Annotated in this window: 11 protein-coding genes; 3 read left to right on the top strand and 8 right to left on the bottom strand. The window is 38.1% G+C overall.

Annotation, left to right across the window (positions count from 1 at the left end; genetic code table 11):
- Window positions 1-258: 258 nt before the first annotated feature.
- From rpoC to LK994_RS08825, 7 genes are all read right to left on the bottom strand, one after another.
- Complete coding sequence (rpoC, locus tag LK994_RS08855) at window positions 259-4,551, bottom strand: DNA-directed RNA polymerase subunit beta' (RefSeq protein WP_229759718.1); 4,293 nt, start codon at window positions 4,549-4,551, stop codon at window positions 259-261.
- A 170-nt stretch (window positions 4,552-4,721) separates the two neighbouring features.
- Entirely contained in the window at window positions 4,722-6,323 is a 1,602-nt protein-coding gene (locus tag LK994_RS08850) for a T9SS type A sorting domain-containing protein (RefSeq protein WP_229759717.1), read from the bottom strand.
- Between the two features lie 100 nt (window positions 6,324-6,423).
- The gene (locus LK994_RS08845) at window positions 6,424-7,344 is read right to left on the bottom strand and encodes a hypothetical protein (protein WP_229759716.1); all 921 of its coding nucleotides are present in this window, start codon (window positions 7,342-7,344) and stop codon (window positions 6,424-6,426) included.
- Between the two features lie 43 nt (window positions 7,345-7,387).
- Window positions 7,388-7,972: a peptide deformylase gene (gene def, locus LK994_RS08840; protein ID WP_229759715.1), complete on the bottom strand. Its 585-nt coding sequence runs from the start codon at window positions 7,970-7,972 to the stop codon at window positions 7,388-7,390.
- A 75-nt stretch (window positions 7,973-8,047) separates the two neighbouring features.
- On the bottom strand, window positions 8,048-8,461 hold the full coding sequence (ruvX, locus tag LK994_RS08835; protein ID WP_229759714.1) for a Holliday junction resolvase RuvX: 414 nt from the start codon (window positions 8,459-8,461) through the stop codon (window positions 8,048-8,050).
- A 41-nt stretch (window positions 8,462-8,502) separates the two neighbouring features.
- A complete protein-coding gene (locus LK994_RS08830) occupies window positions 8,503-9,429 on the bottom strand; it encodes a UbiA-like polyprenyltransferase (protein WP_229759713.1) in 927 nt (308 codons plus the stop codon).
- Between the two features lie 20 nt (window positions 9,430-9,449).
- Complete coding sequence (locus tag LK994_RS08825) at window positions 9,450-9,989, bottom strand: RNA methyltransferase (RefSeq protein ID WP_229759712.1); 540 nt, start codon at window positions 9,987-9,989, stop codon at window positions 9,450-9,452.
- Between the two features lie 123 nt (window positions 9,990-10,112).
- Between LK994_RS08825 and mutS the strand changes: the two genes are divergently transcribed.
- Window positions 10,113-12,707 (top strand): DNA mismatch repair protein MutS, encoded by a 2,595-nt coding sequence (gene mutS, locus LK994_RS08820; protein WP_229759711.1) that lies wholly within the window; start codon window positions 10,113-10,115, stop codon window positions 12,705-12,707.
- 94 nt (window positions 12,708-12,801) lie between these two features.
- A complete protein-coding gene (locus tag LK994_RS08815) occupies window positions 12,802-15,069 on the top strand; it encodes a hypothetical protein (RefSeq protein ID WP_229759710.1) in 2,268 nt (755 codons plus the stop codon).
- Window position 15,070: 1 nt separating this feature from the next.
- On the opposite strand, the gene LK994_RS08810 is transcribed toward LK994_RS08815, so the two are convergent.
- The gene (locus tag LK994_RS08810; RefSeq protein ID WP_229759709.1) at window positions 15,071-16,276 is read right to left on the bottom strand and encodes a bifunctional 3,4-dihydroxy-2-butanone-4-phosphate synthase/GTP cyclohydrolase II; all 1,206 of its coding nucleotides are present in this window, start codon (window positions 16,274-16,276) and stop codon (window positions 15,071-15,073) included.
- Between the two features lie 204 nt (window positions 16,277-16,480).
- On the opposite strand from LK994_RS08810, the gene LK994_RS08805 reads away from it, so the two are divergent.
- Window positions 16,481-19,756 (top strand): TonB-dependent receptor, encoded by a 3,276-nt coding sequence (locus tag LK994_RS08805; RefSeq protein WP_229759708.1) that lies wholly within the window; start codon window positions 16,481-16,483, stop codon window positions 19,754-19,756.
- Window positions 19,757-19,769 lie beyond the last annotated feature (13 nt).

The following is a 19,769-nucleotide window of genomic DNA, read 5'->3' as shown; positions in this document are numbered from 1 at the left end:
AAAACGGGATGTAATCGTTTTGGGGCGGCTTTTTTGGTTACTTTTTTTCCGCAAAAAAAGTAACAGGAGAGCATTTACCCATAAAACTATTTTTATTATAATTTTCAAACTGACCCAATATTTATAATTCCTTTTTGCCGAATACACAGCAACATATCCAACATGTTGGATAAAAATCAGGGGCTGCCTTCCAATCACACACAAAAAAGGGGCAAGAAATTAATCTTACCCCTTTTGTATTTTCATCAGCAAATTATATTACTCCTCTTCATCAAAGCTCATCGCTTCTTTAGTAGTTTGTAGTAATTCATATTCTTCTTTGCTACCTACGATCATGTTTTCAAACTCACGCAAACCAGTACCTGCAGGTATCGGATGACCGGTAATAACGTTCTCTTTCAAGCCCATCATCAGATCGGTTTTACCGTTAATAGCAGCACTACTTAATACCTTAGTAGTTTCCTGGAATGAAGCAGCAGAGATCCAGCTTTGAGTACCTAATGATGCTTTAGTGATACCTAACAACAACGGTGAAGAAGTTGCAGGTCTTGCATCACGGTATTCAACTAATTTCTTATCAGCTCTACGTAAGATAGAATTTTCTTCTCTCACATCACGAAGTGTAACGATCTGACCTGTTTTAAGTTTGGTACTTTCTCCATGATCAGTAACAACCTTTTTATCAAAGATGTTATCGTTTTCTGTGTTAAAGTCTAATTTATCTTCAGTATCTCCTTCTAAGAATATAGTATCACCGGCATCTTCGATCGTTACTTTACGCATCATCTGACGAACGATTACTTCGATGTGTTTATCATTGATCTTCACACCTTGTAAACGGTAAACTTCCTGAATTTCATTCACCACGTACTCTTGTACTGCAAACGGACCTTTGATTGACAAGATATCTGCCGGTGCTGTTTGACCATCACTTAATGCAGCTCCTGCTTTTACAAAGTCACCATCCTGAACAAGGATCTGACGGGTTAATGGAACTAAGTATTTACGTACAACGCCATCTTTTGCTTCTACAACGATCTCTCTGTTACCACGTTTGATATTACCAAAAGTAACCACACCATCAATTTCACAAACAACTGCTGGGTTACCAGGATTTCTTGCCTCAAACAATTCTGTTACACGAGGCAGACCACCCGTGATATCTTTCAATTTGCTTAATACCCTTGGGATCTTAACCAATACCTGGCCACTTCTTACTTCATCGCCTTCTTCCAAAACGATATGACTACCTACCGGTAAGTTGTAAGATTTGTGTTCTTTACCTTCAATGATGATAGAAGGTAATTTGGTTTTATCTTTTGTTTCAATAATAACTTTCTCTTTATGGCCTGTTTGTTCATCAGCTTCTTCACGGAAGGTTACACCTTCAATAACAGCTTCAAATCTAACTTTACCAACAATTTCAGAAACGATAACGTTGTTGAACGGATCCCATGTACAAATGGTATCTCCTTTCTTAACAACCTGACCGTCTTTTACATTTAAGGTAGCGCCGTAAGGAACGTTATTAGTGATCAATAAACGATCATTTTTTACATCCATGATACGCACCTCACCGGTACGGCCGATAACCACATTGATCTTTTTACCTTCAGCATCTTCAGTGGCAACTGTACGTAAACCATCGAACTGAATAGTACCATCAAATTTAGAAGGCAGGGTAGATTCTACAGAAGCAGAACCGGCCACACCACCCACGTGGAAAGTACGTAAGGTTAACTGAGTACCTGGTTCACCGATTGACTGAGCAGCGATGATACCAACAGCATCTCCTTTTTGAGCTAAGTAACCAGATGCAAGGTTTTTACCATAACATTTCACACACACACCACGTTTGCTTTCGCAAGTCAATACTGAACGAATCTCTACAGTTTCAATACCGCTTTCTTCGATCGCTTTTGCATGATCTTGTGAAATTTCTTCACCTGCACCTACCAATAAAGCTTCTGTTACCGGATGGAATACATCATGTAAAGATGTACGTCCTTCGATCCTATCGCTTAATGGTTCAATAATATCTTCGTTATCTTTCAATGCTGAAGTTGCAATACCACGAAGTGTTCCGCAATCTTCATCTTTAATAACCACATCTTGTGCAACGTCAACTAAACGACGGGTCAGGTAACCTGCATCCGCAGTTTTCAACGCCGTATCCGCCAAACCTTTACGGGCACCATGCGTAGAGATAAAGTATTCCAATACATTCAAACCATCTTTAAAGTTTGATAAGATCGGATTCTCAATGATCTCACTACCTGATGAACCAGATTTACGTGGTTTAGCCATCAACCCTCTGATACCAGCCAACTGTTTAATTTGTTGCTTACTACCACGGGCACCGGAATCAAGCATCATGTAAACAGAGTTGAACCCTTGTTTATCTGCTGCTAATTCACGGATCAATGTTTCAGTAATTCTTGTATCCACACGACTCCAGATATCTACCGTTTGGTTATAACGTTCATTATTGGTGATTAAACCCATATTGTAGTTTTCCCAAACTTCGTCCACCTCTACAGTTGCGTTGTCGATCAATTCCTGTTTAATATCCGGAATGATCAGGTCATTAATATTGAACGATAATCCACCACGGAATGCCATACGGTATCCCAATGTTTTGATATCATCCAAAAATTTAGCTGTGGTAGGAACGTTGGTCCATTTAATGATATCACCAATAATTTCTCTTAAAGATTTCTTGGTCAATAATGCATTTACAAAACCTACGCTTTTTGGAACATGCTGGTTAAATAATACTCTACCAACTGTTGTATCAATTAATTTATAGGTTAAAGTACCATCATCATTTCTGTAGTTGGCCTTTACTTTAATATGTGCATGTAGATCTACTTGTTGTTCATTGTAAGCAATGATCACTTCTTCTGCAGAATAAAATGCTTTTCCTTCGCCTTTTACTTTTTCTGTTTCAGTAGATTTTTTACCCTTGGTAATGTAGTACAGACCAAGTACCATGTCCTGAGAAGGAAGAGTGATTGGTGTACCATTTTGTGGGTTCAGGATGTTGTGAGATGATAACATCAACAACTGAGCTTCCAAAATAGCTGCATTACTTAAAGGTACGTGAACCGCCATCTGATCACCATCAAAATCCGCATTGAAGGCCGTAGTAACCAAAGGATGCAATTGTATCGCTTTACCTTCAATTAATTTTGGCTGGAACGCCTGGATTGACAATCTGTGAAGTGTTGGGGCCCTGTTCAACATGATCGGGTGACCTTTCAAAATATTCTCCAAAATATCCCAAATGATCGCTTCTTTTTTATCAACTAATTTACGGGCAGATTTTACCGTTTTAACGATACCTCTTTCAATCAGTTTTCTGATAATAAACGGCTTAAATAGTTCAGCAGCCATATCTTTTGGTAAACCACACTCATGCATCTTCAATTCAGGTCCTACAACGATTACAGAACGACCGGAATAATCCACACGTTTACCTAATAAGTTTTGACGGAAACGTCCTTGTTTACCTTTCAATACATCACTCAATGATTTCAACGCACGACCACCTTCTGCTTTTACAGCATTTGATTTACGTGAGTTATCAAATAATGAATCGATCGCTTCCTGTAACATACGTTTCTCATTACGTAAGATCACTTCCGGCGCTTTAATTTCCATCAATCTTTTCAAACGGTTATTACGGATAATAACACGACGATACAGATCATTCAGATCAGATGATGCAAAACGGCCACCATCCAAAGGAACCAACGGACGTAATTCAGGCGGAATAACAGGAATATATTGCATTACCATCCATTCAGGACGGTTGTTGATTCTTGTATTAGCATCACGGAAACTTTCCACTACGCTTAAACGCTTTAAGGCATCAGCTTTACGTTGTTGACTTGTTTCGTTTGCAGCAGAATTTCTAAGATCAAAACTTAATTGATCCAGATCGATTCTTGCCAACAGATCACTCACTGCTTCAGCACCCATTTTGGCGATGAATTTGTTTGGATCTTCATCAGGAAGATATTGGTTGTCTTTTGGCAAAGTGTCCAATATATCCAGGTATTCTTCTTCAGTTAACAAATCACCGAAGTTTTGACCTTTATCAGCACGGATACCCGGTTGAATTACCACAAAACGTTCGTAGTAAACAATCGTTTCTAATTTCTTAGAACTCATCCCCAATAAATAACCGATCTTATTCGGTAAAGATTTAAAATACCATATATGCACCACAGGCACCACCAATTTGATGTGCCCCATTCTTTCACGACGTACTTTTTTCTCAGTTACTTCCACACCACATCTGTCACAAACGATACCTTTATAACGGATACGTTTGTACTTTCCACAAGCACACTCATAGTCCTTTACCGGGCCAAAAATTCTTTCGCAAAACAAGCCATCTCTTTCGGGCTTATAAGTACGGTAGTTAATGGTTTCAGGCTTTAATACCTCACCAAAACTTTTTTCTAAAATACTGTCAGGAGAAGCTAGTCCGATAGTGATTTGAGAAAACACTGGACGGGGACGATTTTCTTTTTTGAATGCCATATATTAATTGGAGAATTTAAAAATAGTGGGCAAAGGTAATGAATTTCCAATACAAAACAGATAATTTTTGAGGATTTTACCCCAATTTTCGGGCAAAATTGCCCAAAATTAAACCGAGCGACCAGATTAATCGGTCGCTCGGTATTTATAGGGTACAAATCATGCAGATCTTACTGCTTTACAAACCTTTGCGTTGAGTTTATCCCATCTTCAGTGATCAGGCAAATAAAATAAACCCCTTTATTCAGCCCGGATAGATCAAGACTGATCATATTTTCAGTAGCTTTTTTAGCTCGGTTCAACAAAACCCGTCCGGCAAGGTCACTTATTTTTATGATCGCTTTTGAAGAAACTATTTGTTGACTTTCAACCGTCAATATGTTCTTTACAGGGTTAGGGTACACACTAAATAAAAACTCCTTCGCTCCAGCAGTTATTTTCCTGATCGCACTGAATTTTCTATCCCCGTTTTTATCAACTATGGCCAACCGGTAAAACGCCGTTTGTGCGGAACTTTTATCCGTAAACTGGTACTGTGCTCCATTGTCTGCATTGCCAATTGTCGAAATCAAAGTAAGATCTTCCCAGTTGATCCCGTCAGCACTTTTTTGGATAATAAATTCTTTCACATTTATTTCTGCAGTTGTTTGCCACTTGATGATCACTTCTTCTCCGTGATTGTAAACTTTAAAATTATTTAATGTAACAGGCAAGATGCCAGCTTCTATGGCTGCTCCGCATGATGCCATATCACCACGTAAAGTATTTGGCAATCCTGTGTTTCCATTCAAAAGTGTGATACTACCATTAAAAACACCGATAGAGGTATTAGTAGCTTTATATATATTACCATCTGTAAATAAGATCAAGAAATTTCCTGATTTGTTTAAAAAAGAACCCGCTACTTCATTGCCTGAATTTGCAAAAGGCAAGATCACCGGAGCCGCCACCGCCGTCAAGATACCGGTAGCAGGATCTACTTTCAACATCTGACCATAATAATTCCCCGAAGGATTTAATGGATCGGGATATGTTACGTAAGCATATAACATATTGTCGTACCTGTTGTAAGTAAAATCTCTAAGACCAGTATTTTGGGCTGATGACAAAGTCATAGCCGTTTTAATCGAGGTCAGATAACCCAATGCATCATTACTTGGATTGGTCACTTCAACATACAATGGAGACAATGCAGTATTACCTGCGGTAAGGCTACTTACTCCTGTTAATTTACCAATGTATATTTTCGACATAGTGAACGTATTGGCTGCCGGATTAAAGAAATTGATTACAGTTGTACCTGTTGTTGCCGAAAAATAATAATTGTTTGAAAGATCCATTTCACCTGCTGCGGAACTGACAATTGAACTATTTTCAGGTGCTGTAGGCGCAGGGCCGGCAATAGTACCTAACTGCTCTGCTACAGCATTTGCACCTAATCTGTAAAAAGGCATTGCAGGAGTTAATGACAATGAAGTTGGAGTATTTGCATATAACCCATATAAAAACCCATCAGCTGTATTTAATCCTAATCCGTTTATCTGAAGGTTGACAGCTGCATTTGAAGGATCCAGAACTGGGCCACTTAGTAAAGTAGGGGCGCCTGTGATACCATTAACAGAGTAAATAGAAACCGGATTGGTTGTTGTTGAATTGTCTCCTGATCTTAATATGGCTGTATTCACATTAGGGCAACCTATAAAGGGTGCAGGTTGAGCAAAGGCAGATAAGCCCGACATTACACCAATAAGTGTAAGTAAATTTTTTGTCATGTAGAGGGAATTTTTAGTAATAAAAGAGTGTAGCTATCAAAACATGCAGTCGAGAAATTGCAACAAAAAGTTGCATGCCAGCAAAAAGAATCTGACAAACTTATTGAAAATCAAAAAGTGTGGCGGTAAAAACACCTCTTTCTCTTTTCTTGAAAATGGCTTTCCAGTTGCCATTATATCGCAATAGTGAAGGAACCAACAGATCTCCGAAGTGTGTCATTTGCACTTCCATTTGTACTTTAAAATCGTATACGCCGGCATCGTAACTAAGTGTATAGTTACGAGCCACTACATCAAAGGTTTTATCATCAAACCAGGTGGTCATTTCATCCAACACCACACTCCCCTCCTTGCCTGGTTTTACTTTTTGTTTAAAAATATAACAACTCGTTTTGTTGTATTCATCCATATCAATGCTCATATCGTAATTCTCTGCAATATCATCGTCATAAATAGCAGTCTTATTTGACATAAACGGCAGCCCGTTTATTCTTTTCCCGGGATTAAAAAACAACATCTTCAATTGCTCTTTATGTTTATCCATCCCTGTTTTCCCCGAGGTGCTGAATTCTCTGCCGGCAACGATGTTATCCTCGCCACAAACTAATCCATTGGTAAAGAAAAGCGATGCATACATATTGGCCGTATAATAATTATACTGGTGATCATCTGTATAAAAATCTCCCGATGACTGCTCTTCCAGCACTTCCATTTTCCTGCAATTATTTTCTCTTATTTGTTTTGTTTTACTAACCAATGAAGCTTTAATTTCTCCATGCTTATCCAGCATGCGTATATCATTATTGGAAGAAAATTGAATGATATGAAGATTCCTGAAAGCTTTGTAAAAAGACGAATCGCTTTTTATCCTGTTGATAAAGGTGGGAACATTCAGCTTATTATCCACTACCACCTCACTGAGTGTGATCACTTTTTTACCAACGTAAATAGATGAATCCTGTGCCGATGAGGAAATAAAACTGAGTACACAAAAAAGAAAAGGTATGATGCCCTTAATCATACCTGCAAATTATTACAAACGATGTAAATGAAACGTAAAATTATTATTTAGGAAAAACCATCCGGTAATCAACCTTTATCTTCCCTTTACTGATATCATCCAGTTTTCTTTTGATCAGTGTACGTTTTAGCGGTTTCATATAGTCTATAAAAAGCTTTCCTTCTATATGATCATATTCATGTAAGATCACCCTTGCAGTAATTCCGTTAAAGGTTTTGGTTTGAGGTTGAAAATTTTCGTCTACATAATCCAATGTAACTTTTTCTTTACGATACACATCTTCCCTTATTTTGGGAATACTTAAACAGCCTTCATTATAACTCCATTCTGCTCCTTCCAGCTTACTTATATGCGCATTAATGAAAACACCTTTGAAACCGGGAGCATCCGGATAGTCATCCTCTTCCTCATCATCTTCTTCCATGTTAGCAAATATCTGCTGACTGTCAACCACAAAAAGCCGAATATCTTTATTGATCTGCGGTGCTGCCAAACCTACCCCATTGCTGTTATACAAAGTCTCCCACATATCTTCCAGCAGTTTATCCAACTCCGGATAATCAGGAGTTATATCACTGCAAACTTTTCTTAATATCGGCGAACCATATGCTACTATTGGTAAAATCATTGTGTGGTTGAATGAATTATTTAATTTGTTAAGGGTGCAAATTTAGCTGAAATCAGTTAGGTAGCAATGAATGAATCAGGCAATACTTTGCAAATACTCCTGCAAAATGATGGTTGCAGCAATTACATCCACATTTCCTTTTATACGGCGGTCTTTCTTTTTCATGCCCATTTCCAACATGGCATCTTTGGCCATTTTTGAAGTATACCGCTCGTCCACCGTTTTGAGTGGTATTGCAGGAAATTCTTTTTTGATCTTTTTGATGGCAGCTTCTACCAACGGTGTCCCATGTGTATCAGACTCATCCCAGTTTTTGGGAAGCCCTATAATGATCAACTCCACTTCTTCTGATGCAATATAATTTTTCAAAAAGGGGATCAATTCCTTTGAATCAATCGTAGTTAAACCTGTAGCAATGATCTGCAGTGGATCAGTTACTGCCAATCCTGTCCGTTTACCTCCGTAGTCAATTGCTAATATTCGAGCCATGTTTTATTTACGAATTACGATTTTGGAATTACGAATTATGTTTACTGATTGATGAACAAGTCTAACAAAACAAAAACAGCAAATACAACTGATGCAATACCGTTTGCAGTCATGAATGCAATATTCACTTTACTTAGATCAGTTGGTTTTACAATGCTATGCTGATAAACAAGCATCCCGACAAACACTGCAACACCGATCCAATACAACCAACTAAAATGCCCATATATACCGGCATATATTACACAAATGGCCGACAAAACATGTAACAATTCTGATACTCTTAATGCTTTTACTTTACCCAAAGCTGCCGGGATAGAATGCAATTGTTGTGATTGATCGAATTCAATATCCTGCAAAGCATAAATGATATCAAACCCACTTACCCAAAATAAAACAGTGAAAGAAAACAATATAGGCAGTAGATCAAAATGTCCTGTTACGGCAAGATATGCGCCGATAGGTGCCAGGCTTAATCCTACACCTAACACCAAATGACACAATGCTGTGAAACGTTTGGTATAACTGTAGAACAGGATCACAAATAATGCAACGGGTGATAAAATAAGACAAGCTGTATTTATAAAATAACAACAGGCAACGAACAATAAGCAATTGACAATTACAAACCTCAAAGCATTACTACTTGATATCACTCCTGCCGGAATTTCCCGTATTGCAGTACGTGGGTTCTTTGCATCATAGTTTGCATCTAACCAACGATTGAAAGCCATAGCTGCAGAACGGGCAAAGATCATGCAGAGAATAACTAAAATAAAAACTACCCACAGAGGTCTTTTATCCTCGCCTAACGTCCAGGAAGAAGGCAAATGATCACGATAAAAACCTGTAATAAAAATTGTGATTTGTTCTCTTGCTCCCAAACAAAAACCAATCAATGCAAAAGGCATTGCAAAAATTGTATGCGAAAATTTTACTAAAGACAAATATTTTTTAACTGCACTCATTATCAATTATCATTTATCAACTATCCATTATTAAGTAATCGTTTTCTTACCAGCTCCCACAACACCACCCCTGCCGCTGTTGCAATATTGAGTGAATGTTTCATCCCCAATTGAGGTATTTCTATACAGCCTTCGCATTGTTCAATGGTAGTTTGCTCAACGCCGGTTACTTCATTGCCAAATATTACGGCGACCTTATCGTCGGTTTTAAAATCTACGTTCTGAAGAGCGTAGCTATTCTCAGCCTGCTCTACGGCAAAAACCCTATACCCTTGTTGTTGCAAATCGGTGATCGCTTCAGCCGCATTGGCAAAATGCCTCCAGGTCACTGAATCCTCGGCACCCAATGCCGTTTTTTTGATCTCCTTGTGTGGAGGAGTACAGGTATAACCGGTTATGTAAATGGCTTCTAATAAAAATGCATCGGCCGTTCTGAATACGCTTCCCACATTATAGGCACTGCGGATATTTTCCAGTACCGCAATAACAGGTATCTTTTCCGACTGCTTAAATTCGTCCACCGTTTTACGGTTCAATTCATCCATGCTCAGTTTTCTCATCCAAAAAAATTATCTGCAAAAGTAATTCACATTGGGGACAATGATGTCAATTAAGTAACGAAAGCCCTTATTTTTGCGACAACCTGAACAAACGGGCCAAACCCAATCAACGAATAAGTATTTATGGCTAAAGCAACTGCCGAAACACCTTTAATGCAACAGCACAACGCTATCAAGGCTCGCTACCCTGATGCGATCCTGTTATTTAGAGTAGGAGATTTTTACGAAACATTCGGGCAGGATGCCGTGAATGCCTCTACAGTGCTGGGCATTACTTTAACCAAAAGAAATAATGGCAATGCAGATTCTTCACAATTGGCGGGCTTTCCTCACCATGCACTGGATACCTATTTACATAAATTAGTTAAAGCCGGTTATCGTGTTGCTATTTGTGATCAACTGGAAGATCCCAAGCAAGCGAAAGGAATTGTAAAACGTGGCGTTACAGAATTGGTTACACCAGGTGTGGCCACTAACGATAAATTATTAGAACATAACAGTAATAACTTCTTGGCATCCATCCATTTTGATGATGCAAAGATGGGTATCGCTTTTTTAGACATTAGCACCGGTGAGTTTTTTATTGCAGAAGGAGATAAAGAATATGCAGATAAATTGTTGCAGAGTTTAAAACCTGCCGAAGTGATCTTTCAGCGCAACAAACAAAAAATATTCAAAGAATATTTTGGCCTGAAGTTTTTTACTTACGGATTAGACGAATGGATCTTTGCCGATGCATATGCACAGGAAAGTTTATTAAAACATTTTGGCACCCATAGTCTGAAAGGTTTTGGTATAGAAGGTTTATCTGCCGGCATTATTGCCGCCGGAGCCATTTTACATTACCTGAAAGATACAGAACATCCTAACCTCGGACATATTACCTCTATACAAAGAATTGATAGGGACGAGCATTTATGGATGGACAGATTCACCATCAGGAATTTAGAATTATTTGGTGGTGCAGATGGAAGTAATACACTATTGAAAGTATTAGACAATACGGTCTCTCCTATGGGAGCCAGGTTATTGAAACGCTGGATGGTACTGCCACTGAACGATATCACAAAAATAAATGAACGTTTAGCTACTGTTGAATTTTTGATTAAAGAAGTTGATCTCAGAAACAAGATCACACTGCATATCAAACAGGCGGGAGATGTAGAAAGACTGGCCAGTAAAGTGCCACTTAAAAAAGTAAATCCGAGAGAGGTGTTGCAAATTGCCAAAGGACTGCAACAAACCGAAGCAATAAAATTATTCTGTGAGAATTCTTCGAACGATTATTTAAAACGTTTGGGAGATTCATTGAACCCATGCAAATATATCCTGGATAAGATACTGAAAGAGATCAATGAAAATCCTCCTGCATTGGCAAGCAAAGGCGGAATGATCGCTTCGGGAATAAATGAAGAATTAGATGGGCTTAGAAAAATTGCCAGCGGAGGAAAGGATTACTTAATTGAGTTGCAACAAAAAGAGGCCGCTGCCACGGGCATCTCTTCTTTAAAAATAAGTTTCAATAATGTATTTGGTTATTATTTAGAAGTAACTAATATCCATAAATCAAAAGTGCCTGATACCTGGATACGTAAACAAACGCTGGCAAATGCAGAGAGATATATCACTCCTGAATTAAAAGAATATGAAGAGAAAATTGTTGGTGCAGAAGACAAAATATTCCAGATTGAATTACAGATATTCGAAAAATTATTGAACGAGTTACAGGATTACATTTCACCGATGCAGGTGAATGGACATGTGATGGCTATCATAGACTGCCTTAGCTGCTTTGCTAATAATGCACTTCAATTCAATTACAAAAAACCTGCTTTAAATGATGGATTTATTTTAGACATTAAAGACAGCAGGCATCCGGTTATAGAAAGAAATTTACCGATTGGTGAAAGTTATATTGCCAATGATATTTTATTGGATCCTGCTACACAACAGATCATTATTTTAACAGGACCGAACATGAGTGGTAAGAGTGCTATTCTGCGTCAGACGGCTCTCATTACCTTAATGGCTCATATGGGAAGTTTTGTACCTGCTAGCGATGCAAAGATCCCGTTAACAGATAAAATTTTTACCCGTGTTGGCGCAAGTGATAATTTAAGTGGAGGCGAAAGTACTTTCATGGTAGAAATGAATGAAACTGCCAGTATCATCAATAATATTACCAGCCGAAGCTTGATCTTATTAGATGAAATAGGTCGGGGCACATCCACTTATGATGGCATCAGCATTGCCTGGAGCATTGTTGAGTACCTACATAACAGTAAAGCACAGCCTAAAACATTATTTGCCACTCACTATCATGAATTGAATGAGCTGGAGAATAAATTGTCTACAGTAAAAAACTACCACGTTACCAATAAAGAAGTTGGCAACAAAATCATATTCCTGCGAAAATTAGCACCAGGGGGCAGTGTGCATAGTTTTGGTATACATGTGGCCCGAATGGCCGGCATGCCCCCTTCTTTAATTGACCGGTCGAACGAAATACTAAAGCAACTGGAAGACAGTCGTGAAAGCAAGGATATCAATGAATCGGTAAAACAATTAAGTACCCCAAAAGTGCAATTAAGTATTTTTGATGCCCACTCTGCCACATTTGACGAGATCAGAACTTTGCTGAATGCTGTCGATATCAACAGGTTAACCCCCGTTGAGGCATTGCTCAAATTGCAGGAAATAAAAGAAAAAGTAAAGTAATACCAGCCTGGCTCTTCTTTGAAATATTATATTATCTTTGAATACCAAAAACTGATACTTCGTAAATATTAAATAGATAAATAAGTAGCGTTCAATGAAAAGAACAATAGGTCTAGTTGTTTGTTTTCTTGCTGCAGTTTTTGGTTATTCCCAAACATCGGCAGACAGATCATTAGATGTAAGCGTTACATCGACCAATGCCCCCCTGTCATTTACTTTACGTTGGAAGAAGGGGTTAAATGCACAATCATATTCCGTTTCAAGAAAAGGCAGGACAGATAGCTCATGGACATTGCTCACATCTAGCTTGGGAATGAATGATACATTTTATATAGATAATACAGTTACTTCCGGTATTGGGTATGAGTACAATATTAAAGCTACCAGCAGTATTGCTCCATTCTCTGCATACTCTTACGTTTATTGTGCAAGTAAGTTGCCTGTAAAACACAGCCAGGGGAAAATAATATTGCTTGTAGACAGTAATTATATCAATCCTCTTTTTACAGAAATCAGCCGCTTAGAAATTGATTTGATCAATGAAGGATGGATCATCGTAAGAAAAGATATTGGCAGAAACCAGTCGGTAAGATCGGTCAAACAATTTATTGTAAGCACCTATCTTGCAGACACACAAAAAGTAAAAGGAATATTTATTTTAGGCCATATCCCTGTTCCATACAGCGGATTAATTGCCCCTGACGGACATGATGACCATGTTGGAGCCTGGCCAACTGACGCCTATTATTGCGATACAAGTTTTACTTATTGGACAGATATCAGTGTTAACGACATTACCGCATCAAGAGCCGAAAACAAAAATATTCCTGGCGATGGTAAATTTGATCAGAGCTTTATCAATACTCGGTATCTGAAATTATTTTCAGGTAGAGTTGATGTATATAATATGCCTGCAATAAATAGCAATGACACTTTTTTACTGAAGCAATATCTTGATAAAAACCATACTTACAGAACAGTTCAGAAAAAATTCAGAATGCGAGGATTGATCACTGATAATTTTGGATATTTTGACGGTGAGGCATTTGCTCAAAACGGCTGGAGGAACTTCAACACTCTACTTACTTCTGACAGTGTAAGTACCGGCAACTATTCATTGGGAATGATAAATAACGATTATTTATGGAGTTATGCCTGTGGCGCAGGAGGATATCAAAGTGCCGGAGGTATCGGTAATACATCTTTATTTAAAACAACAGAATTACAGTCTGTATTTACTATGATGTTTGGTAGTTATTTTGGTGACTGGGATAATCAGGATAATTTTTTAAGAGCTCCGTTAGCGGGCAAATCAAATATATTAGTAAACTGTTGGGCAGGTAGACCCAACTGGTTCTTCCACCACATGGCAATGGGTGAACCAATCGGTGCAGATGCATTTGAATCAAGTATCAACAGAAGCACATATGCTCCATCCGGATATGGAATGCAAATGATACATACAACTTTGCTAGGCGACCCCACTTTAAAGATGTATGTGTATGAACCTCCTACCAATCTTACCATCACAAACATAAGCGGCAGTAACTATACAGGATTAAGAGTAAGTTGGACTCCGTCAACCTCTCCGGATGTTTTGGGGTATTATGTTTACAAGGCTAAATCTCTGGCAGACACATTTCAATTGCTTAACTCAAATTATACGACAGGGACCGCTATTAATGACTTCAATGCTACAATTGGCAATAATATCTATATGGTTAGAGCCGTTAAATTACAGACATCTACAACCGGAAGTTTCTACAATTTAAGTAGGGGAATTATGGATAGTGCCACCCTTTTATCAATAGTACCTGTAACTGTAAATTATTTTAATGGGCAAAAAACAGTAACCGGCAATAAACTGAAATGGTCAATGTATTGTTCATCAGCTGGTATTACAGCTGAGGTACAAAAGTCATCAGATGCCATACACTTTACCAGTATATATACCATAACGGCAGACAATATACGCTGTCAACAACCTTTTGATTTTACCGATTTGCAAAATATATCCGGGCTTAAATACTATCGATTAAAACTGATTGAGGCTAACCAACAAATTTCTTTTTCTAACATCATCGCACTGGATAACACTAAAAGAAATGTTATTGATATCAAAACAAATTCTGCTTTAACAAATAGGAACTTACTCCTTACTATTGCGAGTATCGAAAAAGCTCAGCTCAAAATTACCATCACAGATGTTTCAGGAAAATTACTAAAGATCAATACAATTGTAGTTTCCCCTGGTGATAATCAAATTATCATTGACTGCGCCAATCTTCCGGCAGGAATATACAATTTCAGTTGTTTTTCAGGTAGCCACAAACTTTGTGTAAGTCGCTTTATAAAGCAGTAAATTATTTTTCGTTCAAAATATTGTGCCCCATTTTATCCCTTTTTGTAGTAAGGTATTTTTCGTTGTGCGGATTCGGATCTATTTCAATTGCAATGGAACCCACCACTTCCAATCCATAACCCAATAAACCGGCACGTTTTCGGGGATTATTGCTCAACAATTTCATTTTACTAATACCCAAATGGCGAAGAATTTGCGCTCCCACCCCATAATCTCTTTCATCCATTTTAAAACCAAGTTCAACATTTGCTTCAACGGTATCTCTCCCTTGCTCCTGCAATTTGTATGCTTTCAATTTATTAAGTAACCCTATCCCTCGTCCTTCCTGATTCATATACAACACCAATCCCTTTCCTTCTTTCTCAATCATTCTTAATGCCATATGCAGTTGATCCCCACAATCGCAGCGAAGAGAACCTAAAATATCTCCGGTGATACAACTACTATGCACTCTTACCATCACTGGCTCATCTTTTTTCCATTCGCCTTTTTTAATGGCCAAATGAATTTCGCCGGTATTCAATTGTTTAAAAGCAATCAATTCAAAAGTGCCATATTTAGTTGGCATCTGCACCCGCTCTTCTTCACTGATCAGGGTTTCTTTAGATAGCCTGTATTCGATCAGATCCTTTATAGAAATAAGTTTCAGGTCAAACTTTTTAGCGATCTCTTTCAACTCGGGTAATCTGGCCATTGATCCGTCTTCATTCATAATTTCAACTAAAACTCCGGCTGGTGCAAAGCCGGCAAGCCTTGCCAGATCAACTGTTGCCTCTGTATGCCCCGCTCTTCTTAAAACACCTCCCTTTTTTGCTCTTAATGGGAAAATATGACCAGGGCGACCAAGATCTTCCGGCTTTGTTTCTGGATTGATCAATGCCTGGATGGTTTTTGCCCTGTCGTGAGCTGAAATCCCGGTAGTACATCCATGTCCTAATAGATCTACGCTTATAGTAAATGCTGTTTCATGTAAAGCCGTATTATCAACAACCATTGGTTGCAAATTCAATTCTTCACAACGTTCATCCAACAAAGGAGCACAAATTAGCCCTCTTCCATGTGTACTCATGAAATTGATCACTTCAGGGGTAACATTCTCTGCTGCAGTTAAAAAATCGCCCTCATTCTCTCTATCTTCATCATCCACCACTATGACCATTTTCCCATTTCTGATGTCTTCTATCGCACTTTCGATACTATCTAACATAATTACAATTTATACGCAAAGTTACTAAGGTTTAGTAGTTTTTTCTCCCTGAAATTATTATGAAATAAGGAATTATTTATTCATATTAAATTAATAATCAGATGCAGCAAGATTCAATTTTCTTTTGCCTTATCAAAATGTTAATAAAGTTTAACATATTTATACTAATTTATATTTTATTAGACTTCACTAAACCAAACTACTATGCTTATTAAAAGATTAAGTCAATTGGTTATTGCTCTTTTAGCAATCCCCTTTTTATCCGATGCACAGGTTACTACCAGTAACATCTCGGGTGTTGTAGTGACCGAAAAGAATGAGCCATTGGTTGGCGCCAATGTGTCAATTACGTATGAACCTTCTAATTATGTTTACAAAGTGGTCTCTAAAAAAGGAGGCCGTTTTGATGTATCAAATGTTCCTCCGGGAGGGCCATACTCCATTACCGTAACTTTTATTGGAAATGGTGATTTCAAAAAGACTGATATTTTCATCCCGCTGGGTGAAAAATATGATATAAAAGTTGAGATGTCTCCTACCAGTACAAATCTTCAAAACGTGGTGGTGATCGGTGGAAGAAAATCTGTTAATGAAAAAACAGGCGCATCTACAAATATTTCAAGAGCACAGTTAATAAACTTACCAAATATCAGCAGAGCTATAACAGGTGTAACTAAACTAACACCACAAAGTAATGGGAATAGTTTTGCCGGTATGAATAACCGCTATAACAACATTACTATTGATGGCTCTTTGTTCAATAATAACTTTGGACGTGGCGGCGATGGTTTTGTACCGGGAGGTGCTTCATCTGCTATTTCAATCGATGCGATCGATCAGGTACAGGTAAACATAGCTCCTTTTGATGTAAGACAAGCTGGATTTGTTGGTGGTGGAGTAAATGCAGTTACAAGAAGAGGTACCAACAATTGGTACGCAACTGCATTTGTCATGAACAGAGGACACAATTTATACGGTACAAAAGTTCTCAATCAAACAGTTGATGTATCTAAACTTTCTGCCAAAACTTATGGAGGAAGCATTGGCGGACCTATCATAAAAAACAAACTATTCTTTTTTGTTAATGCAGAGGGTGAGAAAAGAACATTACCCGGTCAAAATTGGTTGGCAAAACGCCCTGGTACAAATGATGGCAATCCTCAGTTAACACCCGTATTAGCAACTGATCTTGATCTGGTTCGTACACACGTGATCAATAACTACGGATTTGACCCGGGTATTTATGAAGGGTATAATTTCCAAACAGATAATTTCAAATTTTTAGGAAGGATAGATTGGGTCATCTCTAATAAACACAGATTAAGTGCCCGTTATAGTCAATCAGAAACAAATGATGACGACATGGTGAATACTTCAAGCGGACCAACGGGTGCAACAAGATTAAATAATGGAAGAAGAGGTGGAACTAACGGCGGACTAGCTTTTGATGGCACTAATTTTAAAAACAACACCAAAGTAATTTCAGGTGTTATTGAATTAAACTCAACTATCAGTAATAAAGTAAGTAACCAATTGATTGCATCATACACCGATAACCAACCCAAGAGAGTGCCAAATGTTGCAGCGCCTTTTGTTGATATCATGAAAGATGCCAGTAACGTATACATTTCTCTTGGAACAGATCTTTTTTCTTACAAGAACAGTATTAAGGATATTGCATACAATGTATCTGATAACGTAACAGCAAATCTAGGCAAGCATGTTATTACCGGCGGGGTGAGTTATGAGTATATGACCTTTGAAAACTCATTCATGAGTTCCGGCGGGCCTTCTTATTACAGATATGCCTCATTACAGGATTTCATAGACAACAAAGCTCCTTCATTTTTTAATGTTACATACGATCCTGCCAACCCTACCGGCGTAAATGTTCCATCAGCAAAATTTGCTCAGTTGGGTGTATACGTTCAGGATGTTTGGAGTGCTTCTAATAAATTTAAATTGACATATGGTGTAAGAGTAGACAAACCTTTCTATCCTTATACACCTGCAAAAAACCCGGCACTGGAAGCGGTGGTATTTAAAGATGAAAATGGTGTTGATGAAAGTTTTGATGTTAGCAAATGGCCTGAAGCAAAATTATTGGTTTCCCCAAGAGTAGGCTTTACCTATGATGTGGAAGGTGATAAATCATTGATCGTAAGAGGTGGTACCGGTTTATTTACAGGCCGTATTCCTTTTATCTGGCTGGTGAACCAAGTAGGAGACAATGGTATTGTAAGAGCATCCTACACGCCAACTGGAGCGGATCTGGCCGCAATCAGATATAGTACAGACAGAACAACTTATATCCCAACTAATCCTCCTCCTGTAGGTACCAGCATACCAAGCGGATCGAGTTACAGCGCCGTAGCAAAAGATTTTAAAATGCCACAAGTATGGAAAACAAATCTGGCAATAGATAAAAAATTAAGTAATACACTTACTCTGACAATAGAGGCATTATATTCTAAGATCAGAAACAATGTATATTTCCGTAACGCTAATCTGGGTGCTCAAAATGGAAGTTTAGGTGGTAGCTTAAAAGACAAACCTTACTACAACACGAAATTAAATTCCGGCGTTAACCAAATGGCGGTAATGGACAATATCAACAAAGGTGGTAGTTTCTCCTTCTCTACTTCCTTACAAAAATCATTTTCAAAAGGCTGGGAGGCCAGTGTAGCATATGCTTATACCTATGCAGATGAAGTGGCGATTGGCAGCAGTGATCAATCTGGAAGCGGATGGACCACCAACAACATTACTTATAATCCCAACATACCGGATCTCGGCTATTCTAACTACTCAATTCCTCATCGTGTTGTAGCATCACTTACAAAACGATTTGAATATGCACACAAAAATATGGCTACTACAATCGGCCTGGTTTATACCGGTTCATCTCAGGAAAGATATACTTTCCGTTATGGTGCTGATATTAATGGCGATGGCGCAACAAATGATGTTATTTATGTACCAAAAGATGCTACAGAAATTACTTTTGTAGAAGGATTTAAAGTTGGTTCGAAAACATATACGGCCAAACAACAGAGTGATGCATTCTTTAACTTTATAAACAGTGACAAAGCCTTAAGTAAAAACAAAGGCAAATACTTTGATAAATACGCAGGATTATTGCCTTGGTTAAATTCTCTTGACGCCAGGATCTTACAGGACTTTTCATTAAAAGTAGGTGGCAAAAAACATACTTTGCAAGCCAGTGCAGATATAATCAATGTACTTAACCTGATCAATAAAGATTGGGGATACAAATACTCTTACACTTTTGGAACTTTCTCAGACATGGGTATCTTAGGTACACCGAGCAGTTCTAACAATACAGGTGCTGAATCTTTTAATAGGAACAATCCTAAGTTCACATTTAATCCTGATGGTCCTACAAAAGCTTATCAAGCTAACTTTTCTGCTTCAAGTACATGGAGCATACAATTAGGGTTAAGATATATTTTGAATTAAAAACAGAAAATAC

This window comes from Ferruginibacter lapsinanis (assembly GCF_020783315.1).
GTDB lineage: Bacteria > Bacteroidota > Bacteroidia > Chitinophagales > Chitinophagaceae > Ferruginibacter > Ferruginibacter lapsinanis.
The sequence above is the reverse complement of the archived record's forward strand: the minus strand, read 5'-3'. Positions and strand labels throughout refer to the sequence as shown.